Source organism: Verminephrobacter aporrectodeae subsp. tuberculatae, assembly GCF_026127385.1.
Lineage (GTDB): Bacteria > Pseudomonadota > Gammaproteobacteria > Burkholderiales > Burkholderiaceae_C > Acidovorax > Acidovorax aporrectodeae.
Genome location: NZ_QZCX01000002.1, coordinates 912,262 through 936,709, shown reverse-complemented (window position 1 = coordinate 936,709; position 24,448 = coordinate 912,262). Strand labels below are relative to the sequence as shown.

At 66.1% G+C, this 24,448-nt stretch carries 26 protein-coding genes and 1 pseudogene; 9 read left to right on the top strand and 18 right to left on the bottom strand.

From position 1 onward, the window contains the following. Positions 1–7: 7 nt before the first annotated feature. Genes D5041_RS12280 through D5041_RS12270 form a run of 3 tightly spaced genes read right to left on the bottom strand, consistent with a single transcriptional unit; the run spans position 8 to position 1,490 of the window. Complete coding sequence (locus tag D5041_RS12280; protein ID WP_265257198.1) at positions 8–550, bottom strand: MFS transporter; 543 nt, start codon at positions 548–550, stop codon at positions 8–10. A gap of 37 nt (positions 551–587) precedes the next feature. Beyond that, positions 588–1,295 (bottom strand): MFS transporter, encoded by a 708-nt coding sequence (locus tag D5041_RS12275; protein ID WP_010110160.1) that lies wholly within the window; start codon positions 1,293–1,295, stop codon positions 588–590. A gap of 27 nt (positions 1,296–1,322) precedes the next feature. After that, entirely contained in the window at positions 1,323–1,490 is a 168-nt protein-coding gene (locus D5041_RS12270; RefSeq protein WP_010110159.1) for a hypothetical protein, read from the bottom strand. Between the two features lie 361 nt (positions 1,491–1,851). Here D5041_RS12270 and D5041_RS12265 point away from each other — a divergent pair, with 361 nt between their 5' ends. Beyond that, positions 1,852–2,826 (top strand): Bug family tripartite tricarboxylate transporter substrate binding protein, encoded by a 975-nt coding sequence (locus D5041_RS12265; protein ID WP_265284846.1) that lies wholly within the window; start codon positions 1,852–1,854, stop codon positions 2,824–2,826. 41 nt (positions 2,827–2,867) lie between these two features. Here D5041_RS12265 and D5041_RS12260 read toward each other — a convergent pair whose 3' ends face one another. Next, positions 2,868–3,089 (bottom strand): BrnA antitoxin family protein, encoded by a 222-nt coding sequence (locus D5041_RS12260; protein ID WP_321161742.1) that lies wholly within the window; start codon positions 3,087–3,089, stop codon positions 2,868–2,870. After that, the gene (locus tag D5041_RS12255) at positions 3,082–3,414 is read right to left on the bottom strand and encodes a BrnT family toxin (RefSeq protein ID WP_010108072.1); all 333 of its coding nucleotides are present in this window, start codon (positions 3,412–3,414) and stop codon (positions 3,082–3,084) included. The genes D5041_RS12260 and D5041_RS12255 overlap by 8 nt, the downstream gene beginning before the upstream one ends. Positions 3,415–3,607: 193 nt before the next feature. Between D5041_RS12255 and D5041_RS12250 the strand changes: the two genes are divergently transcribed. The 3 genes from D5041_RS12250 to D5041_RS12240 are packed head-to-tail and all read left to right on the top strand — an operon-like array spanning position 3,608 to position 8,723. After that, the gene (locus tag D5041_RS12250; protein ID WP_265284845.1) at positions 3,608–5,470 is read left to right on the top strand and encodes an NADH-ubiquinone oxidoreductase-F iron-sulfur binding region domain-containing protein; all 1,863 of its coding nucleotides are present in this window, start codon (positions 3,608–3,610) and stop codon (positions 5,468–5,470) included. Next, positions 5,467–8,385 carry a formate dehydrogenase subunit alpha gene (gene fdhF, locus D5041_RS12245; protein WP_265284844.1) on the top strand — a complete coding sequence of 973 codons (2,919 nt, stop codon included), beginning with the start codon at positions 5,467–5,469 and terminating at the stop codon, positions 8,383–8,385. The genes D5041_RS12250 and fdhF overlap by 4 nt, the downstream gene beginning before the upstream one ends. Beyond that, positions 8,382–8,723, top strand: coding sequence for an I78 family peptidase inhibitor (locus D5041_RS12240; RefSeq protein WP_265284843.1), 342 nt, complete (start codon positions 8,382–8,384; stop codon positions 8,721–8,723). Before fdhF ends, D5041_RS12240 begins: the two co-directional genes overlap by 4 nt. 25 nt (positions 8,724–8,748) lie before the next feature. Here D5041_RS12240 and hemW read toward each other — a convergent pair whose 3' ends face one another. The 5 genes from hemW to D5041_RS12215 all read right to left on the bottom strand — a co-directional run bounded on the left by hemW (position 8,749) and on the right by D5041_RS12215 (position 13,220). Continuing rightward, positions 8,749–9,993: a radical SAM family heme chaperone HemW gene (hemW, locus tag D5041_RS12235; protein WP_265284842.1), complete on the bottom strand. Its 1,245-nt coding sequence runs from the start codon at positions 9,991–9,993 to the stop codon at positions 8,749–8,751. Between the two features lie 20 nt (positions 9,994–10,013). After that, positions 10,014–10,634 (bottom strand): RdgB/HAM1 family non-canonical purine NTP pyrophosphatase, encoded by a 621-nt coding sequence (gene rdgB / locus D5041_RS12230; protein ID WP_010105466.1) that lies wholly within the window; start codon positions 10,632–10,634, stop codon positions 10,014–10,016. Between the two features lie 23 nt (positions 10,635–10,657). After that, the gene (locus D5041_RS12225; RefSeq protein WP_265257203.1) at positions 10,658–11,029 is read right to left on the bottom strand and encodes a glutaredoxin family protein; all 372 of its coding nucleotides are present in this window, start codon (positions 11,027–11,029) and stop codon (positions 10,658–10,660) included. Positions 11,030–11,295: 266 nt separating this feature from the next. Continuing rightward, on the bottom strand, positions 11,296–12,207 hold the full coding sequence (locus tag D5041_RS12220) for a PP2C family protein-serine/threonine phosphatase (RefSeq protein ID WP_010105469.1): 912 nt from the start codon (positions 12,205–12,207) through the stop codon (positions 11,296–11,298). Continuing rightward, a complete protein-coding gene (locus D5041_RS12215; protein ID WP_010105470.1) occupies positions 12,204–13,220 on the bottom strand; it encodes a serine/threonine protein kinase in 1,017 nt (338 codons plus the stop codon). The genes D5041_RS12220 and D5041_RS12215 overlap by 4 nt, the downstream gene beginning before the upstream one ends. Before the next feature lie 72 nt (positions 13,221–13,292). On the opposite strand from D5041_RS12215, the gene D5041_RS12210 reads away from it, so the two are divergent. Beyond that, positions 13,293–14,219 (top strand): YicC/YloC family endoribonuclease, encoded by a 927-nt coding sequence (locus D5041_RS12210; protein ID WP_010105471.1) that lies wholly within the window; start codon positions 13,293–13,295, stop codon positions 14,217–14,219. Between the two features lie 75 nt (positions 14,220–14,294). Here D5041_RS12210 and D5041_RS12205 read toward each other — a convergent pair whose 3' ends face one another. The 5 genes from D5041_RS12205 to D5041_RS12185 all read right to left on the bottom strand — a co-directional run bounded on the left by D5041_RS12205 (position 14,295) and on the right by D5041_RS12185 (position 19,536). Beyond that, the gene (locus D5041_RS12205) at positions 14,295–15,734 is read right to left on the bottom strand and encodes an FAD-binding oxidoreductase (protein ID WP_265284841.1); all 1,440 of its coding nucleotides are present in this window, start codon (positions 15,732–15,734) and stop codon (positions 14,295–14,297) included. A 3-nt stretch (positions 15,735–15,737) separates the two neighbouring features. Then, entirely contained in the window at positions 15,738–16,724 is a 987-nt protein-coding gene (locus D5041_RS12200; protein WP_265281321.1) for a Bug family tripartite tricarboxylate transporter substrate binding protein, read from the bottom strand. 71 nt (positions 16,725–16,795) lie between these two features. After that, on the bottom strand, positions 16,796–18,274 hold the full coding sequence (locus tag D5041_RS12195; RefSeq protein WP_029554428.1) for an aldehyde dehydrogenase: 1,479 nt from the start codon (positions 18,272–18,274) through the stop codon (positions 16,796–16,798). Positions 18,275–18,406: 132 nt separating this feature from the next. Then, positions 18,407–19,000 carry a thiamine pyrophosphate-dependent enzyme gene (locus D5041_RS12190; RefSeq protein WP_010105476.1) on the bottom strand — a complete coding sequence of 198 codons (594 nt, stop codon included), beginning with the start codon at positions 18,998–19,000 and terminating at the stop codon, positions 18,407–18,409. Beyond that, complete coding sequence (locus D5041_RS12185; protein WP_265284840.1) at positions 19,000–19,536, bottom strand: thiamine pyrophosphate-binding protein; 537 nt, start codon at positions 19,534–19,536, stop codon at positions 19,000–19,002. The genes D5041_RS12190 and D5041_RS12185 overlap by 1 nt, the downstream gene beginning before the upstream one ends. A gap of 116 nt (positions 19,537–19,652) precedes the next feature. Here D5041_RS12185 and D5041_RS12180 point away from each other — a divergent pair, with 116 nt between their 5' ends. Continuing rightward, positions 19,653–20,585 carry a LysR substrate-binding domain-containing protein gene (locus D5041_RS12180; RefSeq protein WP_010105478.1) on the top strand — a complete coding sequence of 311 codons (933 nt, stop codon included), beginning with the start codon at positions 19,653–19,655 and terminating at the stop codon, positions 20,583–20,585. A 62-nt stretch (positions 20,586–20,647) separates the two neighbouring features. Here the strand turns inward: D5041_RS12180 and D5041_RS12175 are convergent, their stop codons facing one another. The 3 genes from D5041_RS12175 to D5041_RS12165 form a co-directional block, all read right to left on the bottom strand. Then, positions 20,648–21,643, bottom strand: coding sequence for a Bug family tripartite tricarboxylate transporter substrate binding protein (locus tag D5041_RS12175; RefSeq protein ID WP_138927910.1), 996 nt, complete (start codon positions 21,641–21,643; stop codon positions 20,648–20,650). A gap of 107 nt (positions 21,644–21,750) precedes the next feature. Then, positions 21,751–22,347, bottom strand: coding sequence for a thiamine pyrophosphate-dependent enzyme (locus D5041_RS12170; RefSeq protein WP_265257208.1), 597 nt, complete (start codon positions 22,345–22,347; stop codon positions 21,751–21,753). Positions 22,348–22,357: 10 nt separating this feature from the next. Beyond that, positions 22,358–22,876, bottom strand: a complete 519-nt coding sequence (locus D5041_RS12165) for a thiamine pyrophosphate-binding protein (RefSeq protein WP_010105481.1) — start codon at positions 22,874–22,876, stop codon at positions 22,358–22,360. Positions 22,877–23,020: 144 nt separating this feature from the next. Between D5041_RS12165 and D5041_RS12160 the strand changes: the two are divergent. The 3 genes and pseudogenes from D5041_RS12160 to rpoZ all read left to right on the top strand — a co-directional run. Continuing rightward, positions 23,021–23,226, top strand: a pseudogene (locus D5041_RS12160) (adenine nucleotide alpha hydrolase family protein); the annotation flags it as partial. 259 nt (positions 23,227–23,485) lie between these two features. Then, the gene (gmk, locus tag D5041_RS12155; protein ID WP_265257209.1) at positions 23,486–24,106 is read left to right on the top strand and encodes a guanylate kinase; all 621 of its coding nucleotides are present in this window, start codon (positions 23,486–23,488) and stop codon (positions 24,104–24,106) included. 21 nt (positions 24,107–24,127) lie between these two features. Next, positions 24,128–24,331: a DNA-directed RNA polymerase subunit omega gene (gene rpoZ / locus D5041_RS12150; RefSeq protein ID WP_010105484.1), complete on the top strand. Its 204-nt coding sequence runs from the start codon at positions 24,128–24,130 to the stop codon at positions 24,329–24,331. Positions 24,332–24,448 lie beyond the last annotated feature (117 nt).

The window sequence follows — 24,448 nt, the reverse complement described above, 5'->3', positions numbered from 1 at the left end:
TGCGCGTTCAGGGGCTTGGCAATGGGGCAGCCTTTAGGGATGCAGTGGTCAACGATCGCGCCAGCGAGACCGCCACTAAGGCGGCCAGGGTAGCCATAACAATAAACACGCAGGACAAACCAAATCGGTCGGCCGCAGCAGCGGCCACTACGCCACCGAGCGGCGCGATGAGGTAGGCACACACGCGGAATGCGGAGACGACCCGGCCGCGCAATGCAGAAGGAACGTCGCGCAGGCGCAGCGTGTTCATGGCGATTTCGTATAGGAAAGCACCAGCGGCGAACGACCCTGCCGCAGCGGCGGCCGTCAGTCCTGCACGAATGCCGATCAACCCGGCCGCGGACGCCAACGCCCAGGACAACGCCATCGCCGCCAGGCCAGTCGCCAGCAGGCGCATCAGGCCGGAACGGGACGACGTTCGGCGCGCGACGAACATCGCCGAGGCAGCACCAGCCGCCTGCATCAGACCATAGAGCGCCGGAGACAGCCGGGCGTGGCCAACGATCTGAACGATAAACAGCGCAACATGGCACTGGATGAGCACTTGCATCGCTACGCCGACTAGGACGAGACGCGCCAGCCCAGGCTCATGCATAAGTCAGTCCTTCGGCCACGTGCGACAGCGTGGCGGTCTTGTGCGAGGTGTGCGCCGGTGCTTCGACTTCGGAGGCCCGACGACGCCAGAGGAAGGCGCCAGATGCCGCGAAACAAATTGCGTTCACGAGCAATACGGTTCCAGCCGAAAATCGCAGCAGGCCTGCTCCAGCGGCCACCGGCCCGACAAGCCCAGCATAGACGCTCGCGCTGGCGATCCATGCGTTCGCCAGCGCGAGTCTTTCGCGAGGCACCACATCAGCCAGCGCGGCCGAGTAGCCTGCCGCCGCCAAGGCATCGCAACATCCACTAGCGAAGGCCAAAGCGATGAAGACGGGCAGCGACAGGTGCGCGTAAAAACTTGCAACAGCGATAGCCACGAAAATGAGAGCGCGAACACCATCCGCGATTGCGACCAAGCGCAAGCGATCGCGACGGTCGGCTAAAGCGCCCGCAACGAGTCCGACGCATGCCTGCGGTGCCACGAGCGCAACCGTAACCACGCCCAACCAAGACACCGACGCACCCGGCATCCCAATGACGAGCAGCGGGATGCAGATGGCACCGGACGCAGTCAAGCATGACGAGGCGAGAAGTCGCTGAAAGTTTGCGAGAGGGCGCAGGCGAATCGGGGCCAGCCGGAAGCCCGCGCGGCTCGTAAGGAGGCCCATCGTGGAACCTAAATGAAAAACCGGGAGCACAGGGCTCTCGGTTCGTAGGTGCGCGAATCAGCTGCGGTGCACAATGTCCATGCACGCGTTGGTTTCGACAGCGTGAAAGCCGGCGCGCTGGCCTTCCTGATCCGACTTCAGCAATTCCTCTGCCTCGTCGAGCACGCGGAGGAGATCGGCGCTGACCAGGGCATCGGCGCGGACTTGTTCTGCGATTTGATCCATTTGTCTTCTCCCAATTGAGGACGGCACCACGCCGACCATTGGCTGATCCTAATCCAAGTTTGTCACTTATGCAGCGCTTGGGCCGCCTCAAACAACGCTTCGCGCGTGCTGCGCAACATTACGAGATCAGCGTCACCACCGATCCCAAGGACCAGCGCATCACCGCCATCACTTGGGACAAACGCACCAAGCCCGGTAGCGCGGCTGCGCACCCTGGCGTGTACTGCCTGCGGACCACCTTGCGCCCGAATGGGCCGGCGCAACCTGAGCGCACCGCGCAATCCGGACAGGAACATCCCGCACGGCAGGAACGCAGAAACCGCCAGCGTCCGGCATCCGATTCCCACTGGAGACAACGGCCATGCGACGACTCGCCCCCCTGCTTCTTGCCTGCTGCGCCGTGGCTCCCGCGTTGCCGGCCCATGCCGCCGAAGCCTTGCCCGAGAAACCCGTCACGCTGGTCGTTCCCTTCCCGCCCGGCGGCCCCACCGACGCGATGGCGCGCACGCTCGCCGCCGAGATCAAGGAACAGCTGGGCCAGCCGATGATCGTGGAAAACCGCGCCGGCGCCGGCGGCAACATCGGCGCCGCGTTCGTGGCGCGCGCGCCGGCCGACGGCCAGACCCTGCTGTTCGGCACCTCCGGGCCACTCGCCATCAACGCCACGCTCTACCGCAGGATCGGCTACCACCCGGTCAAGAGCTTCGCGCCGGTCATCCTCGTCGGCCAGCTACCGAACATCCTGGTGGTGCACCCCGCGCTGCCCGTGCGGAACGTGCAGGAGCTCATCGCCCATGCCAAGGCGCATCCCGGAGCGCTGAGCTACGCCTCCTCGGGCAACGGCGCCTCCTCGCACCTCGCGGGCGTGCTCTTCAACACGCTGGCGGGAACCTCCTTGCAACACGTTCCCTACAAGGGCACGGGCCCGGCCCTCAACGACCTGCTCGGCGGCCAGGTCAGCATGGGGTTTACCGACCTGCTCACCGCCCTGCCCCATGTCAAGGCAGGCAGGCTGCGCGCCCTGGGAATCGCCAGCGCGGCGCGCTCGCCGGCGCTGCCCGAACTGCCGAGCATCGCCGAGCAGGGCCTCGAGGGCTACGACGTCAGCGTGTTCTTCGGCATCGTGGCACCGGCGGGAACGCCGGCGCAGCGGCTGCACACGCTCAACCGCGCCTTCGCCGAGGCGCTGGCCGCCCCCAGGCTGCGCCAGCAGTTCGCAGCCCAGGGCCTGGAACTGCCGCCCACCACCACGCCCGAACAGTTCGGCGCGTTCATCCTGGCGCAGATGCGGACGTGGGCCACGCTGGTGCAGCAGTCCGGGGCGCAGTTGGACTGATTCGCTCCGGACCCCTGCCCGGGGAACGCAGGGGGTGACCGTCACCGAGCAAACGGATGCTCGGTGATGAACTGGCGCAGGGCGGCATCGATCCGGGTTTGCCACCCCTCGCCCGTTGCACGGAATTGCGTCACCACGTCGTGCGACAAACGGATGGTGATGCGCTCCTTGGTGACTTCCGCCTTCGGGCGGCCCATGCGGACCAATGGTTTTACCGCTTCCCATTCCTCGTCGGTCAACGGCATTGCGTCCGGGTCAGACATGGCCGCAGCGGTGATGGCCGCATCTTCCTCTGCGCCAGGAAGAATCGTTCGGGACTTCAGTTTGGGCATAGCGTTTCACCTCTCTCAAATTGGCTTTCCGCAAGCTGACGATGCGGCGGATTCCATTGCGCTCAACAAACACCACATTGAACAAGCGCTCGCCGATGTAGCCCAAACCAATCATGCGGTCTTCATCGTATGCCCTGCGTTGGTCAAGCCAAACCACGGCGCCATCCCACTCGAACGCCTTGGCATCAGCGAGAGACACGCCATCGTGCTTCTCGATGTTCTTGGCGTCCTTGGCAGGGTCGAATGCGACGTCCATGAAACTTATTGTACATACATAAAGTCGATGCACCCAGTATTTCTTGTACCGACGTCAGGTACATGAGGCCAGACAGCCCCGCGCCGCCGAAACACCTTCCATTGCGGTACCGGCCATGCCCCGCCTGCGGAGCTGCGATTTGACAGGCGGGCGACGCTACCGGACACTGCGGCGCATCCCACGACCCCGGCCCATGAAACACTCCCCCGAAGCTCCCCCGGTGAGCGTCCTGTCCGTTGACGACATGCGCGCGCGCATCCGCCGCCAAAGCCACCTCAAAGGCCGCCAGCCCGAAGCTGCGGCGCTGGCCGAGGTGGCGCAGCTGCTCGGCCCGCGCCCGGCGAACGGCTTTCGGCGCGACCTGCTCATCGAATACCTGCACCGGCTCAACGACCACTTCGGCGTGCTGCACGAGCGGCATCTGGTGGCACTGGCAAAACAGCTGAATCGGTCCATGGCCGAGGTCTACGAGGTGGCAAGCTTCTATCACCACTTCGAGGTCGTGCGCGGCGCGGACTCCCGGGCCCCGCGCCTGGTGCTGCGCGTGTGCGACAGCCTGAGTTGCCGCCTGGCCGGCGCACGCGAACTGCTGGCCCGGCTGCCGCAGCGCCTGCGGGCTGCGGGGCTGGGCGACGTGCAGCTGCAGGCCGTACCCTGCGTGGGCCGCTGTGAGCAGGCGCCGGTGGCCGTGCTGCACCAATGCCCGCTGCCGCAGGCCACGGCCGACGGGGTGCTGCAAGCGCTGGCGTCCATGCCGGATCGGGCGCATGCGCTGCATCCCGCGTCGCCGTCCACGGTCCATTTCGACGCCTGCGCGTGGGCCGAGCGCAGCCTGCCCACACAACCACCCGGCACCGTCAGCCCCGCGCACACCGACCTGGCCACCTACCGCGCGCATGGCGGCTATCAGCTGGCCGCAGCGCTGGTGAACGGCGCGATGGACGCCGAGGCGGTGCTCGTGGCGCTGGAGGCATCGGGCCTGCGCGGCCTGGGCGGCGCGGGTTTTGCGGCGGGGCGCAAGTGGCGCATCGTGCGCGCGCAGCCGGCGCCGCGCATGCTGGCGGTGAACATCGACGAGGGCGAGCCCGGCACCTTCAAGGACCGCAGCTACCTGGAGCGCGACCCGCACCGCTTTCTGGAGGGCCTGCTCGTGGCGGCCCAGGTGGTGGGCACCGAAGCCATCTACATCTATCTGCGCGACGAATACCACGGCTGCCGCGCGCTGCTGCACGGCGCGCTGGCGCAATTGCAGGCGGATCCGCCCTGCCCCCTGCCGCAGATCGAGCTGCGGCGCGGCGCGGGCGCGTACATCTGCGGCGAGGAGTCGGCCATGATCGAAAGCCTCGAAGGCCGACGCGGCGAGCCGCGCATGCGCCCGCCGTACATCGCGCAACGGGGCCTGTTCGGCCGCCCCACGCTGGAGCACAACTTCGAGACCCTCTACTGGGTGCGCGACATCGTCGAGAAGGGCGCGCAGTGGTTTGCCGGCTTTGGCCGCCATGGGCGCAAGGGGCTGCGCAGCTTCAGCGTGAGCGGGCGGGTGCGGCAGCCGGGCGTGAAGCTCGCGCCCGCGGGAATCACGCTGCAGGAACTCGTGGACGAATACTGCGGCGGCATGCCCGACGGGCACCGGCTTTACGCCTACCTGCCCGGCGGCGCCTCGGGCGGAATCCTGCCCGCGCACTTGAACCAGATCCCGCTCGACTTCGACACCTTGCAGCCCTACGGCTGCTTTATCGGATCGGCCGCCGTCATCGTGCTCAGCCAGCACGACCGCGCACGCGACGCCGCGCTCGACGTGATGCGCTTTTTCGCGCACGAGAGCTGCGGCCAGTGCACCCCCTGCCGCGTGGGAACGGCCAAGGCGGCCGCGCTGATGCAGGCGCCGCAGTGGGACGCCGACGCGCTCGGCGACCTGGCGCAGGTGATGTCCGACGCGTCCATCTGCGGACTGGGGCAGGCCGCGCCCAACCCGATCCGCTGCATCTACGAATACTTTCCCCACGAGGTGGGCGCGGCGCCGGGTGCACTCTTGCCCAAAGGACAGCCATCATGAACGCCGTGCCATCCTGCGCCACCGCCAGCGCCGCCCTGCCCGAACCGGCGATCGCCTTTGAACTCGACGGCCAGCCCGTGAGCGCCCACCCCGGCGAGACCCTTCTTGCGGCCGCGCAGCGCCACGGCGTGCAGATTCCCCGGCTCTGCCACCAGGACGGCCTGCGCCCCGACGGCAACTGCCGCGCCTGCGTGGTCGAGATTGCGGGCGAGCGCACGCTGGCCCCGAGTTGCTGCCGCACGCCGACCGAGGGCATGCAGGTGCAAAGCGCCAGCGCACGCGCGCGCAAGAGCCAGCAGATGGTGCTGGAGATGCTGCTCTCGGACATGCCCGCGACGGGCTACAAGTGGAACGACGACGACGCACCGCACGCGCAGGCCGCAGGAAATGAAGTCCCCGGCCAGCATGGCGAGCTCAGCGCCTGGGCCGACCGCCTGGGCGTGCGCGTGCGCCCCGCGCTCCAGGCGCTGCGCCGCGCGCAGCCCGCCGCCGACACGAGCCACCCGGCGATGGCCGTCAATCTGGACGCCTGCATACAGTGCAAGCGCTGCCTGCGCGCCTGCCGCGAGGAGCAGGTGAACGACGTGATCGGCTACGCGCTGCGCGGCGCCGGGAGCAAGATCGTCTTCGACCTCGACGACCCCATGGCCGAAAGCAGCTGCGTGGCCTGCGGCGAATGCGTGCAGGCCTGCCCCACGGGCGCGCTCATGCCCAAGACGCAGATCGGCTCGCAGGCGGTGGACCGCAGGGTCGATTCGGTGTGCCCGTTCTGCGGGGTCGGCTGCCTCATTACCTACCAGATCCGGGAAGAAAAAATCGTCAGCGTCCAAGGGCGCGACGGCCCCGCGAACCATGGCCGCCTGTGCGTCAAGGGCCGCTTCGGCTTTGACTACGCGCACCACCCCGAGCGGCTCACGCGGCCGCTGATCCGCAAGCCCGGTGTCCCCAAGGACTGGCAGGGCCAGACGCGCCCCGCGCACTGGCGCGAGCTGTTTCGCGAAGCCAGCTGGGACGAGGCGCTGGACCTGGCTGCGGGCCAGCTCGCAGCGCTGCGCGAGCGGCATGGCCCGAAGGCGCTGGCGGGATTCGGCTCGGCCAAGGGCAGCAACGAAGAGGCCTACCTGTTCCAGAAGCTGGTGCGCACCGGCTTTGGCAGCAACAACGTGGACCATTGCACGCGGCTGTGCCATGCCTCCAGCGTGGCGGCGCTGCTCGAAGGCGTCGGCTCGGGCGCGGTGAGCAACCCGGTGCACGACGTGGAGCACGCGGAGCTGATCTTCGTGATCGGCGCCAATCCCACGGCGAACCACCCGGTGGCCGCGACCTGGATGAAGAACGCCGCCCGGCGCGGCAGCAGAATCGTTCTCGCCGACCCGCGCGTGACCGACATCGGCCGCCACGCCTGGCGCACCCTGCAATTCCGCGCCGACACCGACGTGGCCATGCTGAACGCGCTGATCCACACGGTGATCGAAGAGGACTTGGTCGATATGGCCTTCGTCCGCGCGCGGGTCGACAACTTCGACGCGCTCAAGGCGAACGCAGCGGGCTACAGCCCCGAAGCCGTGGCCCCGGTGTGCGGCATACCGGCGCAAACGCTGCGCGAGGTGGCACGGGCGTTTGCGCGCGCAAGGAGCGCGATGATCCTCTGGGGAATGGGCGTGAGCCAGCACGTGCACGGCACCGACAACGCACGCTGCCTGATCGCGCTGTGCGCCATCACCGGCCAGATCGGCAAGCCCGGATCGGGCCTGCACCCGCTGCGCGGGCAAAACAACGTGCAGGGCGCGAGCGACGCCGGGCTGATCCCCATGATGTTCCCCAACTACCAGCGCGTGGACGACCCCGAGGCGCGCGCCTGGTTCGAGAACTTCTGGGGCCTGCACCCGGCGCCCGCAGGCGGGGGACGGCCCGGCGCGCTCGACGCGACCCCGGGCTACACCGTGGTGGAAATCATGCACAAGGCGCTGGCGCCCGAGAGCGACCCGCACAAGGTGCGCGGCATGTACATCATGGGCGAGAACCCGGCCATGAGCGACCCCGACCTGAACCACGCACGCCATGCGCTCGCCAGCCTGGAGCATCTGGTGGTGCAGGACATCTTCCTGACCGAAACCGCCTGGCTCGCCGACGTGGTGCTGCCCGCCAGCGCCTGGCCCGAAAAGACCGGCACCGCGAGCAATACCGACCGCATGGTGCAGTTGGGCCGGCGCGCGCTGAACGCGCCGGGCAACGCGCGGCCCGACCTGTGGATCATCCAGCAGATCGCGCAGCGCATGGGCCTGGACTGGCGCTACGAAGGCGAGGAATCGGGCGTCGCCGCGGTCTACGAGGAAATGCGCCAGGCCATGCACGCGAGCATTGGCGGCATCAGCTGGGAGCGGCTGGTGCGCGCTTCGAGCGTGACCTACCCCTGCCACAGCGCGGACGACCCGGGCCAGCCCATCGTCTTCACCGAGCGCTTTCCCACGCCCACGGGGCGCCTGAAGCTGGTTCCCGCGCAGACCATCCCTGCGGCCGAGCAGCCCGACGCCGAATACCCGCTGGTGCTGATCACCGGGCGGCAGCTCGAGCACTGGCACACCGGCAGCATGACGCGGCGCAGCAGCGTGCTGGACGCGATCGAACCCATGGCCACCGCGTCCGTGCACGGCGACGAACTCCGGTGCAGGGGCCTGCAGCCGGGCGCGCTGGTGCGTATCCGCTCGCGGCGCGGCGGGGTGCAGTTGCGCCTGCGGCGCGACGACGGCACGCCGCACGGCACGGTGTTCATGCCCTTCGCCTACGGGGAGGCGGCGGCCAACCTGTTGACCCACGCGGCGCTCGACCCGTTCGGCAAGATACCGGAGTTCAAATACTGCGCGGTGGCGATCGAACAGCTGGACGCCGCCCCCTCCAGGAGCCTGTCCCCATGATGAAAACCCCTTGCACCGCTGCGGCCTCGGCCCTCATCGTCGCCAGTTGGACCGCGTGCGTGCTGCTCACGGGATGCAGCCATGCGCAAACCTCCGCAGCGCCTGCGAGTGCCAGCGCAGCACCGGCCCCGCAGGGTCTGTGCAACGCAGGGCCGGCGCAGTTCGTGCTGGGCAAAAGCAGCACGGAGTCGGTGGTCGAGTCCGCACGGCTGCGTTCCGGCGCGCACAAGGCGCGCATCCTGCGGCCCGGACAGCGCATCACCAAGGAGTTCGATACGCAGCGGCTGAACCTCGAGGTGGACGACGGCGGCCGCATCATCGCCGTGGACTGCGGCTGAGAAGCTGCCGCAGCGCAGGCTGGAATCAGTCCGGCAGAAACAGCGCCTGCAGGTCGTTCAGAAAGTCAAAGCCCCGCTGCGTGGGGCGCACGCGCAGCATGTCGCGCTCGATCAGGCCCCGGCGCTCGGCGGCCTCCAGACCCTTGGCCAGGCAGCTCGGCGGCAGGCCGGTTCGGGCGCTGAAGTCCTGCAACGCAAAGCCTTCGCGCAGGCGCAGCGCGTTGAGCATGAACTCGAACGGCAGGTCGGCGCGGCGCACGTCGTGCTCCTGCGCGAGCGCACGCCCGGCCAGGGCACCGTCCATGTAGCGGCGCGGCTCGCGCAGTCGCACCTGGCGCAGCACCCGGTGGGCAAAGCTGAGCTTGCTGTGCGCGCCCGCGCCGATACCCAGGTAGTCGCCAAAGCGCCAGTAGTTGGTGTTGTGCGAGCACTGCTGGCCCGCCCGGGCGTAGGCCGAGACCTCGTAGCGCGCCAGCCCGGCGTGCCCGGTCATCTCCGTGATGCGGTCGAGCATGGCGTAGGCTTGGTCGTCGCCGGGGAGGGCCGGGGGATGCTTGGCGAACCAGGTGTTCGGCTCGATGCTCAGGTGGTAGACGGAGAGATGCGGCGGATCGAGCGCGAGCGCCGTCTGCACGTCCTGCTCGAGTTCCTGCGGGGTCTGGCCCGGCAGCGCGTACATGAGGTCGAGGTTGAAGCAGTCGAAGGCCTGCGCCGCCTCCTGCACCGCCGCCAGGGCCTGGGCGCCGTCGTGCACCCGGCCCAGGGCCTGGAGGTGCCGGTCGTTGAAGCTCTGGACCCCCACCGACAGGCGCGTCACGCCCGCCGTGCGAAAGGCCCGAAAGCGTTCTTTCTCGAACGTTCCGGGATTCGCCTCGAGCGTGATCTCGCAGTCCGGCGCGAGCAGCAGACGAGCGCGGACGCCGCCGATCAGCCGGTCGATGCTCCGGGGTGAGAACAGGCTGGGCGTGCCCCCGCCGATGAAGACGCTGTGCACCATGCGCCCCCAGACGAGCGGCAACGCCGCCTCCAGGTCGGCGAACAGCGCATCGGTGTAGCGCTGCTCGGGCAGATCCCCGGCGCTCCCCGCGTGCCAGGCGTGCGAGTTGAAGTCACAGTAGGGGCATTTCCTGAGGCACCAGGGCAGATGCAGGTACAGCGACAGCGGCGGCAGGCTGGACAGTTGCAGCGTGCCCGCACGCAGATAGTGCTGGATGTCGTGCGCGGGGACAGCCGGGGCCGGAGCCGGAGCCGCGATGGGAATGCGCGCCATGGATCGACGGGGAGCGCGCGTCACGGCCCGACACCGGGGTCCTGCAGCCAGCGCTCGCGCAGCAGCGCCAGCATCTGCCGCGCGGCGTGGCCCCGGTGGCTGTGGGCGTTTTTTACTTCGGCAGGCAATTCGGCAAAGGTTTTGCCGAATTGCGGCAGGAGCATCACCGGATCGAAGCCGAAACCGCCGTCGCCGCGCGGCCCGCGCGTGATCTCCCCGGCCACGCGGCCCACGGCGATCAGGGGTTCGGGGTCTTCGGGGTGGCGCACGGCGACCAGCGTGCTGACCATGGCGGCACGCCGGTCGTCGATTCCCTGGAGCTGCTCGAGCAAGGCGCGCACGTTCGCGGCGTCGCCCTTTTCGTAGCCGAACTGCGTCGCGTAGTCGGCGGTGCCGACACCGGGCAACCCGCGAAACGCGTCCACGCACAGGCCCGCGTCGTCGGCCAGCGCGGGCAGGCCGGTGTGCGCAGCGGCGTAGCGCGCCTTGGCCAGCGCGTTTTCGACGAAGGTGCAAAAAGGCTCGTCGGCCTGGCCCACGCCCAAGTCGGCCTGGCACAGCAGTGCCACGCCCAGGGGTGCGAGCAGGGCTTGCAGTTCGGCCAGCTTGCCGCGGTTGTTGGACGCGAGAACGATCCTCATGGGGTCCGGAACGCCGGGTTTCGTCAACGCCGCCCCCCCTGACTCAGCGCCGCGACGAACGCATCGGAGTCAAAACCGTCCTTCATGTGCTGGCCCTTCACGATCAGGTAGGGCACGCCGCCGACGTCGCCCAGGCTCTGGAATTGCTGCAAGCAGCTGGCGTTCTTTTCTATGTCGCACTCCTGGTACTTGAAGCCATATTGATTCATCCACCCCTTGGCCGCCTTGCAATAGGGACACCAGTCGGTCGAGTAAAGAATCACGTCCGACGCCTGCCCGCTGGCGGCCAGAGCCACCAGTTGCTCCTGCGTCAGGCCGCTGCTGAAAATCGACGGGACGTTCAACCCCCCGCGCTTGTTCCCGGCCTGGTATCCGACGTACAGCGCCCAAGCCACGAACAAGGCGGTAAAAAATTTCCCCCATGGGAAGCCCGCATTCCTGACGACCGGCGCCGCCCGGGGACGCTTTCTTGGCGGGGGGGCTGCCGGAGCCTCTTCGTACGCTTTGGCGTAGGCAACTCCGCAAGCCGGACATTGCCACTCCGGGCCTGGCGTGTTTTCCAGGCGAACGGCGCGGCATTTGGGACAAATGGTCGGCATGCGGGACTTTGCTTAGGGGGCCGGATGCACCATTTTTCAGGCCGTGGCGGGGCGGTGCGGAATCACTCCTTGCGCGCACCGGAACGGCGAATGGCTTCGTTGATCTCGGCGATGGAGCGCTCGACCACCGCGTCGTCCGGATCGTCCGGGTCGTCCAGGCATGCGTCGGATGGGTCGGCCTGTATGGTGGAGATGAACATGTCCTCGCTGGCGCCGCCGGTCGGGAGCTGCATCGGCTCCACGGCGTCGGGCGCATCCCACTCGAGCGCCACCACCGAGACGTTGTCGCTGTTGCTGCCCGCCCTCTGCAGCGCCATCTCGACGAGCTCCGGCACTGCGTGCGACACCATGCCGCGTGCCAGCTGCCGGGTAATGTCTTCGTCGCCGAGCGCGCCCCACAGGCCGTCGGAGCACAGCAGCATGCGGTCGCCCGACTGCAGTTGCATCGGGCCGGCGACATCGTAGATGGGGGTGAAAGGGGCGCCCAGGCAGGTGAACAGCACGTTGCGGTTGATGTTCCCGAATTCGTAGCGCGGCACCGTCTTGCGCAACTCCATGTAGGAGTGGTCGCGCGTGCGGGTCAGCAAGGCGCCATCGCGCACGATGTACAGACGCGAATCCCCGCAATGGATCCAGGTCGCACTGCCCGCCTGCAGCACGGCGGCCACCAGCGTGGTGCGCGGCGTATCGTTCATGCCCCTGCCCATCGCATGGCTCAGGATCTGCTGGTGCGTCGCGAACAGGGCGCTCGCGAGGAACTCCGGCACATCATCGAGCAGCGGCTTCGCCTGGCTCTGGAACAGCGCAGAAATGGTCTGCACCGCAATCTGCGCAGCGACTTCGCCGTCGGGGTGCCCCCCCATGCCATCGGCCACCAGAAACAGGCCCGATTCGCGCGTGTAGCAATAGCCCATGCGGTCCTCGTTCTTCTCGCGGCCGCCGCGGCGGCTGAGCTGGGACACGGAGAACTTCATTTCTGCCTGGCCCCGGCGCCGCTGGCGCCACCCGCTTTTTGCACGGGTTTCTTGGTGTCGCCCATGGTGTTCAGTTGCAGGCGTATCTTCTCGGCCACCGTCAGCTTGGTGTAGTGCCGCTCGCCCTCCCGGCTGAGCTCCTTTTGCAGCGTAAACACCGACTGCGGGCGCGAGAGCGGGTCCAGCGCCATGCACCATTCGACCATTTCGATGAGGTTGTCGGAGTACACCCCGCGCAGCTTGATGAGCGCGAGCGAGAGCCGGTCTTTCTCGATCCGCTGGGGCGCGTCGTTCGGAGGAAACCCCTGCATGCACGCGTAGATGCAGGCGCCGATGGCGTAGATGTCGGTCCAGGGCCCCATCTGCGAATCGCGCCGGTACATCTCGGGCGCAGCAAAGCCGGGGGTGTACATCGGGCGGATGAAATTTCCCTCCTTGGACAGCACCTCGCGCGCGGCGCCGAAGTCGATCATCACCGCCCGGTTGTCGTCGGTGATGAAGATGTTTGCGGGCTTGATGTCCAGGTGCAGCATCTTGTGCTGGTGCACGATGCGCAGACCGCGCAACACCTCGTCGAACAAGGAACGGATGGTGGACTCGCGGAAGACTTTCGGGGTCTTCATGTCCCGCGCGGTGACGATGAAGTCCTGCAGGGTCGCGCCCTCCAGATAATTCATCACCATATAGACTGTTTCGTTCTCGTGGAAGAAATTCAGCACGCTCACCACGGAGGCGTGCGAGATCTGCGCCAGCGAGCGCCCCTCTTCAAAAAAGCTCTTCAGCCCCAGGCGGTACAGGGAGGTTTTTTCGGGGGCCACTTGGGGCAGCAGTTCTCCGGTCGCGCGCGTCGCCAGCGCGGAGGGGAGGTATTCCTTGATCGCAACCTGCTGGCCCTCGGCGTTCAGCGCCAGGTAGACCACGCCAAAGCCGCCGGCGGACAGCCGGCGCACCACGCGATAACCACCCAGTGCGGTATCGGGTGGCAAGGAAGCCGGTTTGTTTTTCGCTGTCATGGTCTGTGGGGATGGCGCGGGGGGCTTGGCGGAACCCGGATAATCACTGCAAGAGCAACCATCGAAAGTACCATGCCAGTCTACAGCATGACCGGATACGCGAGTGCACAAAATGCTGCCTCCGGCACGGGCGCGAGCGCCGAAGAAACCGCCGCCCACGCCCCCCGGCCGCACAGGCTGGGGCTGGAAATCCGCTCGGTCAACAGCCGCTTTCTGGACATCTCGTTTCGCCTGCCCGACGAGCTGCGCGCCCTCGAGCCTGCGCTGCGCAGCCTGCTCACGGCGCGCCTGCGGCGCGGCAAGGTGGAACTGCGCGCGGCACTGGGCAACGAGGGCAGCAGCCCCTTGCAGGACCCGCCCGCAAAGCTGCTGCAACGGCTCAGCTTCCTGCAGGACTGCGTGCGCGCCTGGCTGCCCGACGCCGCTCCCCTGACCGTGGCCGACACCCTGCGCCTGTGCGCCAACGCGCAGGCAGGCGCCGAGGACTGGAGCGCGGCCGTTCCCGCTCTGGCCGAGCAGGCCCTGGACGCCCTCCTGTCCGCCCGCGAACGCGAAGGCACGCGCCTGGCGGCCATGCTGCTGGAGCGGGTCCGGCAACTGCGCGCCCTGGCACGGCAGGCCGTGCCCATGCTGCCCTCGCTGGTGGAGCAGCAGCGCCAGCGCTTCCTGGAACGCTGGCAGGAGGCCATGGCGCTGACAGGCGACGCCGTCCTGTCCGAGACGGCACGCGAGCGCGCGCTGGCAGACGCCACCGCCTACGCGCTGCGCATCGACGTGGCCGAGGAGATCACCCGACTCGATTCGCACCTCGACGAAACCGAGCGCCTGCTCAAAAAGGGCGGCGAAGTGGGCAAGCGCCTGGACTTCCTGATCCAGGAGTTGCACCGTGAAGCCAACACCCTGGGCGCAAAATCCGCCGCACTGGAACTTACCCGCGTCAGCCTGGACATGAAGGTACTCATCGAGCAGATGCGCGAGCAGGTGCAGAACATCGAGTAGGGTTTCAGGGTCACCCCTTTCAAGGTCTTGGAAACCGATTCCGCTCAGCCCAGTCCGCGCGTCAAAGGCGAGCCCTCATCCGGCCCGCAGGATCTTTCCCGGGTTCATCAATCCCTGCGGGTCGAACGCCGCCTTCACCGCCCGCATCATTTGCAGCTCAATGGGCGCCTTGAAGCGCTCCAGCCGCTCCACGTGCATCCTGCCGATGCCGTGTTCGGCGCTGATGCTGCCGTCCAGTTCCACGCTCGCCTCGTGCACGATCAGATTCACCCGTGCGGCGGCCGCCTCGCACTGCTCGGGCGTGGTGTAGAGCGCGCGCGAGAGCACCGCGATGACGTGGATGTTGCCGTCCCCGATATGCCCGGCATGGCATACGCTGGCCCCTTCCACCTGTTGCTCGATGCGCCCGGTCACAAGCGGGATGAACTGCGCCAGCCTGGAAATCGGCACCGACGTATCGTTGGAGACCGTGAAGCCCGCGCGCTTGTTGGATTCGGAGATGTTGTGTCGGAGCGCCCAGATGCGATCGGCCTTGGCCCCGTCGCTAGCCACCACGGCATCGAGCACCAAGCCGCGCTCAAGGGCCACCTCCAGCTTCTGCGCCAGCTCCACGCCCGCGTCCCATTGCGGCGAACTGTCGGCGAGCTCCATCAGCACGTAGAACGGCGCCTCCAGCGCCATCGGCGATTGCCGGCCATGCCCGTGTTCAAGGACGATTTCGATCTGCCTGTGCGACAGAATCTCGAAGGCTTCGATGCGATTGCCCACCTGCCCCTGCATGAAGCGCAGCAGATCCACGGCCTGCTGTACTCCCGACAGCGCCATCATGGCCGTGGCGCAGACCGATAGGCGCGGAAACAGCTTGAGCACCGCAGCCGTCACCACGCCCAGCGTGCCTTCGGCGCCGATGAACAGTTGTTTCAGGTCATAGCCCGCGTTGTCCTTGCGTAAAGCGCGCAACCCGTCCCACACGCTGCCGTCGGGCAGCACCGCCTCAACGCCAAGCACCAGCTCGCGCATGCTGCCGTAGCGCAGCACGCCGGTACCCCCCGCATTCGTGGACACCAGCCCCCCGATTTCGCAACTGCCCACGCTGCCCAGCAACAGCGGAAACTGGCGCTCTTGGGCGTCGGCGGCCTCGCGCACGTTGGCCAGGATGCAGCCCGCTTCGGCGGTGAGCGAGTTGTTGGCGGCATCGATCTCGCGGATGCGGTTCATGCGCGAGAGGTTCAGCAGCACCGCGGGCCGGTCGCCACTGGCAACGGCACCGCCCGTCAGGCCCGTATTGCCGCCTTGTGGAACGATGGCCACGTGCATGGCCGCGCAAGTCTTCACCAGGGTGGCAACCTCCTGCGTGGAGCCGGGCATGAGGACGGCCAGCGCCGCCCCCCGATAGCGGCCGCGCCAGTCCTGTTGATAGGGAGCCACGTCATCGGGCTGCGTGAGCACACGCGATGGACCCACGACCTGGCCAAACTGCGCCAGCAACGTGGCGCTGTCCAAGGATGCATTCATGGATCAATCCCGCTTCAAGCCGCCGATCGATTGAATGACGGCCCGCCACTTTGCGGTCTCCGTCGCCACCAGCGTGGTCAGCGTCTCGGGCGTCGAGCCTACCGGCGTGGCGCTCAGCTCCTTGAGTTTGGCCTGCACATCCGGCAGCGCCGTCACGGCTTGCAGCGCGCCGCTCAACTCGTCCACCATGGGCCGCGGCAACCCTGCGGGACCGAAGATCGCGTTCCACGTCCAAGTCTCGTAGCCGGGAACGCCCGACTCTGCCACGGTGGGAATGTCGGGGAACGAAACCACACGCTCGCGAGTCGTGACCGCCAGGGCGCGCACCGAACCCGCGCGTATATGCGATGCGGCGCCCGAAAGCACATCGAACAGGACAGGGATATGGCCGGCCACCAGATCACCCATGGCTGGCCCGCCACCCTTGTATGGCACGTGAGACATGTCCACGCCGGTCATCGACTTGAACAACTCGCCCGACAGATGCGGCGGCGTACCCACGCCTGAGGAGCCGTAACTGAACTGTCCCGGTTGCGCCTTCATCAAGGCAATGAGTTCCTGCACGTTCCTGGCCTTGACCGAGGAATGTACCAAGAGCACGTTCGCAACCATGGCGATGAGAGATACGGATGTGAAGTCGCGCTGGGCGTTGTAGGGCAGTTGTGCCATCGACAGCGGATTGATCACATGCGTGGCGATCGTGCCCATGAGCAAGGTGTTGCCATCGGGTCCGGCCCGCGCAACCTTGGCCGCGCCGATGGCCCCGCCGCCGCCGCCGACGTTCTCCACCACCACGGTGCGCTGGATGCGCTCGCCGAGCTTTTGCGCCACCAACCGTGAGACCACGTCCGTTGCTCCGCCCACAGCGAAGGGCACGACCAGCGTGATCGGCCCCTTCGGTAGCTCCGCGCGTGCAGACGCGAGAGCCATGGGGTCAACCATCAGTGCGATCGCAAGCTTCATGCAACCGCGTCGATAAAAGTCTTTCATGTCTTGTCTCCTTGGTTATTGAATGGACTTTCCACTTGCTCTGGGTGACCGCCGCAGGCGGCCCTGCCCCGTCACCGCAGAACGAACGGATTGCCCGTGACCGCGCCGCTGTTGATCCACACTGCTTTGGTCTGCAGGTATTCGCGGATGGCGTCCATGCCGTTCTCGCGGCCGATCCCGGAGTCCTTGTATCCCCCGAAGGGCGCCATGAAGCTCACTGCGCGGTAGGTGTTGACCCATACGGTGCCGGCCTGCAGCTTTTCGGACATGCGGATCGCGCGACCGATATCCTTCGTCCATACGGCGGCGGCCAGGCCGAAGCGCACGCCGTTCGCGATGCGCAACGCGTCCTCCTCGTCCTGGAAGCGGATGACGGACAGAACAGGCCCGAAGACCTCCTCCTGCGCGATGCGCATGCCGTTGGTCACGCCCGTGAAAATGGTGGGCTGCACGAACCAACCATTGCCGCACTCGGCCCCCGTGCCCTTTCCTCCCCCCAGCACGGCGGTGGCTCCCTCCGCGCGGGCAATGTCGATGTACTCCAGCACTTTCTGGTACTGCGCTGGCGTGGTTACCGGGCCGACCTGCGTGTCGGGGTGCATGGGGTCGCCCATGCGCGCGCAGCGCGCGACGGCCAGCAGCTTTTCGACAAACGCATCGTGGATGCTGTCCTGCACCAACAGGCGTGAGCCGGCAATGCAGGTCTGCCCCGTTGCGGCGAAGACGCCCGATATGGCGCCGAATACGGCCTGCTCCAGATCCGCATCCTCGAAGACCACGTTGGGTGATTTGCCGCCCAATTCCATGGTCGTGTGCTTCAGCAGGCGAGCGGCCTTCTCGTTGATGAGGCGGCCTGTGGCATCGGAGCCAGTGAAACTGATCTTCGCCACCAACGGGTGCTCTACCAGGGGCATGCCCACCTCGGCGCCGAAGCCCGTCACCACGTTGAACACGCCCGGGGGAAATCCTGCCTCCTCGAAGAGTTGCGCAAACTCCAATGTCGAAGCCGAGGTGAACTCCGAGGGCTTGACCACGATGGTGCAGCCTGCCGCCAGCGCGGGAGCAATCTTCCAGGCCAGAAGCAGCAGCGGCGAGTTCCACGGCGTAATGGCGGCAACCACCCCCACAGGCTCGTGTCGCGTGAAGGCGAAGTAGCCCTTCTTATCCAGCGGCAGCGTACTGCCCTGCACTTTGTCGGCCAAGCCGCCGTAGTAGTAGAACCACTGCGGGATGTAGTTGAGTTGGCCTTGCATCTCGGCCAGCAGCTTGCCGTTGTCGCGCACTTCGGTGGCGGCGAGTCTGGCAGCATCGCGCGCGATCAGATCGCCGAGCTTGCGCAGCAGCGCGCCGCGCTGTGTATGCGTCAGGTCAGCCCAGGGACCGCTGGTCAGGGCCTGGTGGGCGGCCTGTACGGCCATATCAACGTCCTGCGCGTTCCCACGCGGGATCTCGGCCCAGCTTTCGCCCGTAAAAGGATTCTGAGTCTCGAACCAAGCGCCTGCCCTGGAGTCACGAGCCTGTCCGGCGATGCACAACTGGTAGCGTTTCATGTCTGCCTCCTGTACGGTGGAATACGCCTCACGCAAAGCGACGGCCCCTCGGATCACTGCAAAGGCTGGAGAAACCAGCAGTCAATTGAACCGGGGGCTTGGCACGACGGGGGCGGTCCTGACCGGGTGTTGTCAGAACGGCCTGAGGCCCAGTGCCGCGCGAAAGCGGTTCTTGATGAACGGACCGTCACGCGGCGGCAACGCGCGAGGCGGCTCATTCGCCTCGATAAACACTTGCACGAAGGCCGTGCGCTGGCGGGCGTTGATTCCCTGTGCAATCTCGCCGCAGGCGTCGACGCTGCCGACAGTGAATGCATCTGCGATGCCAAAGCCCTTCGCCACCGCGACAAGATCCGTCCCCAGGCTGGAATGGCTGCGCTGCATGCCTGTTTCACCGAAATGGCCGTTGTCCAGAACGATGATGGTCAGATTCCTTGGCAGCTTCGCGCCAATCGTTGCGAGCGTCCCGATCCCCATGAGTTGCTCGCCGTCGCCCGTGATCACAATGACCGCCTCGTCAGGCCGGGCGAGCGCCAGCCCCAGCCCGACGCCGGTAGCCCCACCCATGGCGCCCCACAAGTAGTAGTTCTTGTCACGGTCGCCCGCTGCGAACACGTCGTACGAGGCCGAGCCCAGGCCGGTCACGACGAGCGCTTCGGGCGTGGCTGCGAGAAGTTGTGCGACGAAGGCGCGGCGGTCAGCGCGCTGCTGGTTGCTGTTGCTCATCACGTGCGCTCCCACTTCTTGCGGCCGATCAATTCCTGACCCAGCAGCACGGCGACCTTCTCGCCCGCTTCGAAAGCGGCATCGAAGCCGGCACTGACGACTTCCTCGACCTCCTCGGGCTTTGATGCACGCAGCACGTGGATGCCCATGAGTTCGAGCGCGGCTTGCGTGGCCTTGCCCATGGGCCCCTGCCAGGGATTGAACTCCGCGTATTCGCCGCGCATGGTCACGAGCGTGAAGAAGGGGAAATCCGCAGCCTGCAACAGCGAGAACATGTTCACGCAGTTGCCCACACCGCTGCTTTGCATCAGCAGCACGGCGCGCTGGCCACCGAGCCAGGCCCCGCTGGCGACAGCCACCCCCTCTTCTTCCGTGGTCAGCACGACATCTTCGATGTCGGGATCAGCGATGGCGCTTCGAATGACGCCCGAATGCCCTGCGTCGGGAACATAAGCGATCTGCTTGGTGCCCCCTTCCTTGAGAACTTTGAAGATGGCGTCCTGCCAAGCAGGCGAAGAGATGGGTTGCTGGCTCATTGCGGTACGGGGTGTCACGTTGTTGGCAGAGATGCTGACATCATAGAATTTGATCATTTATTTTATGAAATAGAATTTTGTGATTCTCCTATTACACTTTTGGATATCAAAATTCCATGGATCTCAAGCAACTGAAGGCATTCCTGACCGTCGCCGATACAGGCAATGTGACCAAGGCCGCGGAGATGCTGCATCTCGTACAACCAGCGGTATCGCGTCAGCTCCGTCTGCTCGAAGAGGATCTCGGCCAGATCCTGTTCGAACGGGAACGCCATGGGATGGCGCTGACCGAAGCGGGCAAATCGCTGGTCGGCTATGCCCGCCGCGTCATGCTGGAGTTGGATCGCGCGCGAACAGAAATGACCGGGCGCACGGGAAACATCACTGGACTGGTGACGATCGGCCTGTTGCCGAGCACCATCGACGTGCTGGCCAGTTCCGTGGTTTCCACCATCGCCGCTCGCTACCCCGGGATCCGCCTGCGCATTGCGATGGGATACGCAGGCACGCTGCTCAGCTGGTTGGACAACGGAGAAATCGATGCCGGCTTGCTCTACGGGGTGGAGCGGTCCGTGAATGTGGAGAGCAGGCCTTTGATTGAAGAAGCCTTGTGGGTCATTGGACAGGCGGATGCAGGGTTGCGTCCGAACCGCCCAACTCCGCTTGCCAAGTTGAGCCGTCATCCGCTGGTGCTGCCCAGCCCATCGCACGGTATCCGAACGATCGTGGACCACGCCTGCGCCAAGAACAAGGTGCAATTGAACATCTCCGTTGAGGTCAATGCGCTGAGCGTACAGCGCAGCCTGGTCCATGGTGGCCACGGCTGGACCATCCTCCCCCCCATCGCGGTGGCAGAAGACCTGCGATCAGGTCAACTCACAGGTTCGCCCTTGAGCAAACCGAACCTCGCCCGCACGATCGTCCTCGCATTGCCGACCAATAGAGAAACACCTCCCTACGTCCGACATGCCATCAGCACACTGGAAGAATGCACGAAACAGGCCGTCATGTCCGGCGCTTGGCCGCAGGCCCGGTGGCTCGGAAAGTGACCTGCAGCGATTCCTGTCGGCGCACGCAGTACGGAGTCGTCTGACGTCATCTTCTCGCTGGCCTATTCGGGCTTGATCCCGACTTCCTTGATCAATCGCCCCAGCCGCTCCATGTCGGCCCTCAGGGCGCGCGCCATGTTGACCGGCGGACCTCCGAGGATCACCGCCCCGTCGGCGTCCAGCTTCTCCCCTACGCCCGGATCGCGCAGCGCGGCACCCAGTGCGGCATTCAACCGCTCGACGATGGCAGCTGGCGTATGCGCAGGAGCGACCAGCCCGTACCAGGTCACCAGTTCGAAGCCCGGGACACCGCTCTCCGCGATCGTCGGAACCTTGGGCAGTGCGGGATTGCGCTGCGCCGATGTCACGCCAATCGCGCGGACCTTGCCTCCATCCACGAAACTTCGCATCGTGACCGACGTTCCGATCCACACGTCGAGCCTGCCACCCAGAAGATCGGGCATGCCCTGGGCGATGCCCCGGTAGGGAATGAAGTTGAACTTCACATCAGCGCTTTTCTGCAGCAGGTGAGCGGCCAGCAGCGGAGTGACCGTGGGATGGCCGATGCTGGCCGCTCCAGGCTCCTTCCTTGCCCTCGCCAGCAGCCCGGCGATGCTGTCGATGCTGGACTCCGCACTGACGGTGAACACGTAGGGCGTCGAAACGATCAGCCCCAGCGACGCCAGATCCTTGACGGGGTCGTACGACAGGTTCGGGTGCATCGCCTGACTCAGCGCGATGTGGTCCGTCAGTGTCAAGCCGATCGTGTAGCCGTCCGGAGGCGACGTGGCCACGGCCTGCAGCGCAATGTTGCCATTGGCACCGCCACGATTGTCGATCAGGATCTTCGCGTGCAACGCATCCCCGAGCACGGGCGCGATTGTTCGAGCCAGTTTGTCCCCCCCGCCGCCCGGAGGGAACGGCACGATCAGCCGGATGGGCTTGGAGGGATACTGGTCCTGGGCAAATGCTGGCGAGGCGAGTGAAATCTGAACGAACGCCAGGACGGCCGCGACCCGTGCCATCAAGTATTGATGACCTTGCCTGTTTCTGAACATGCTGTCTCCTTGTGAATATGGGCGAGACGGGGGGTCTGCGACGGATCCGACATCCGCCGGGGTGCCTCGACCGCTTCGGACGCCCGCTCGCGTCCTTGTCCCAGGCGCTATTTGTGCGCGTCGGCGCCCAGGAGGGCTTCGCGAAAGCGGCTGCGCAGGTACGGGCCATCGCGCGGCGGCAACGCCGTCGGCGTCGGCTCCGTGCCGACCTTTACCGTCACCAGCACCGGACCGCTCGTGCCCAGCACCACATCGACCGCCGCCTCCAGTTCCTGCTCGGTGCGCACGACCCGACTCTCGGCAAAGCCCGCCGCCTTCGCTATCGCCGTGATGTCTACCCCGCGGCCCGCGTGCGCCAGCTGCATCCCCGTTTCCGCATAGTGCTCGTTGTCGAGCACCACCACGCTCAGGTTCCTCACCCCATGCACCGCCACCGTCGCGAGCGAGCCCAGCCCCATCATCATCTCGCCGTCTCCCACGAACACGATCACACGGCGCTGCGGCTGCGCCAGCGCCACACCCATGCCCACCATCACGGCGCCACCCATCGCGCCCCACAGGTAGAAGTTCTGCGCGCAGTCGCCCGCGGCCGCCACGTCGAAGGTCGGGTTCCCAAGGCTCGTGATCACCAGGGCATCCCCGCGATCGTGCAGGATGCGCGAGACCACGTCGCGTCGGTTGAGCAGAGATTTTTCGTTCGCCATCGTCTGCTCCTTACTTGTTGAAATTCTTCGTGCCGATGACACGCTGACCGATCAGCACCGCCACCATGCGGCCCGTCTGATACGCGAACTGGGCCCCCGCCTCCACGGTCGGCGGCACCTCTTGCGGACTGTCTGCCCGGTACACGTGCACGCCCGAGTCCTCCAGCACCTGCTGCGTCGACTTGCCCATCGCAACCTGCCACGGGTTGAACTCGCCCCACTCCCCGCGCATCGTCACGATCATGAACAGCGGCATGCGCGTCTCATGCTGCAGCGACAGCATGTTGATGCAGTTGCCCACACCGCTCGACTGCAGCAAAAGCACGCCGCGGTCGCCTCCGATCCAGGCGCCGCCCAGCATCGCCACGCCCTCCTCCTCGGTCGTCAGCGACACCGAGTGGATCTGCGCATCCGCCTCGCACTTGCGAATCAGCTGGCTGTGCCCCGCGTCCGGCACATACGCCACCTGCTTCACACCCAGCTCCTTGAAGCTCTGATAGATCTTCTCGGGCCAATCAATCGTCGACATGGGTTTGCCTTTGATAGGAAAAAAGTTGCATGGATGGAAGGATCACGGGAATCCGGCATCCACGCAATTTGTCAATGAGAAACAGGCCCTTTGCGGCCATCAAAGTACTGCAGCTGAAGCCCTTTCGGTCTCACGAAACCAGTCATTGCCGAACACGACCACACCCGCATCAAACCGGCCACCCTCAACACCGTGGCCACCGCGCAGATCGCTGGCGTGTCGAAGCCCATCGTCGCCGACAGCCCGAGCCTGGCCGAGAACGTTGCAGCGCAGGTCCTCGCGATCGCCAGCAACTACAGCCACATCCTGTTCCCCTCGACCGCCAACGGCAAAACGTCGCACCGCGCGTCTGATCCAGCGTGCCCTCGCTCATGCAAAAACGCCCGACCGCATGGCAGGCCGCTTGCTAAAATCGCGGCGCAGGTTCTGTCCGGGAACACGCAATGCCAGTTCATACCGCGCCATCCGGCCGCGGGTTTATAGGCGGATTCGGAGGAGGTTGCCGCGTGAGGTTCCACAAAAATCAACGACTTGGAGCGCATCTCACGCTTCAGGTGCAGCGCATCGAATGAAGCGCATTCTTTGGCGGTGCGAAGGCGCATGCGAACCATGGACTACCCAGGAAACCTCATCGTAGTAGCCGCCCCGAGCGGCGCCGGCAAGTCGAGTCTGGTCAAGGCCCTGCTGGAGCTCGACTCGCACGTCCAGCCCTCCATTTCGCACACCACCCGCGCGCCGCGCGGCCAAGAGAGGCACGGACGCGAATACTTTTTTGTCTCCGAGTCCGAGTTCGACGCCATGGTCCGGGGCAACGCCTTCGTGGAATGGGCGCACGTGCACGGAAAGCGCTACGGAACCTCCAGAAAGGCCATTGAAGAGCGCATCGCCCAAGGCTCGGACGTGATTCTGGAAATCGACTTCCAGGGCGCGCTGCAGATCCGGCAGGCCTTCGCCAACGCCGTGCTGGTCTTCATCCTGCCGCCGAGCCGGGAAGAACTGCGCGCGCGCCTGGAACGCCGGGGCGAAGACGCGTCCGAGGTCATCGAAATGCGCCTGAGAAACGCCGCCGTCGAGATGGCCCAGGTCAGCCAATTCGACTTCGTTATAATCAACGAGTTATTCGAGCGCGCGCTCTTCGACCTCAAAGCCGTGGTACACGCCCAACGCCTGAAGTACACCGCCCAGCGCCGCGCCCGCGCGAACACTTTCGAGTCGCTGAATATCCCCTGACCCCCACCCCGGAGCACGACGATGGCACGCATCACCGTAGAAGATTGTCTGGAAAAAATCCCCAACCGCTTCCAGCTCGTGCTCGCCGCCACCTACCGTGCGCGCATGCTCACCCAGGGCCACGCGCCGCGCATCGACAGCCGCAACAAACCCGCCGTGACCGCCCTGCGCGAAATCGCCGAAGGCAAGGTCGGTCTGGAGATGCTCAAAAAAGTCCCCGGTTGAGCCGCCCCGGTTGGCTTTTCCTTTCCTCCAAGCCAACAGAAAAGCACCGCCACAGCGGTGCTTTTTCTTGGCTCGGGCGCAGCGCCCGCGCACTACGTCCTGATACGCTCGTGCGCT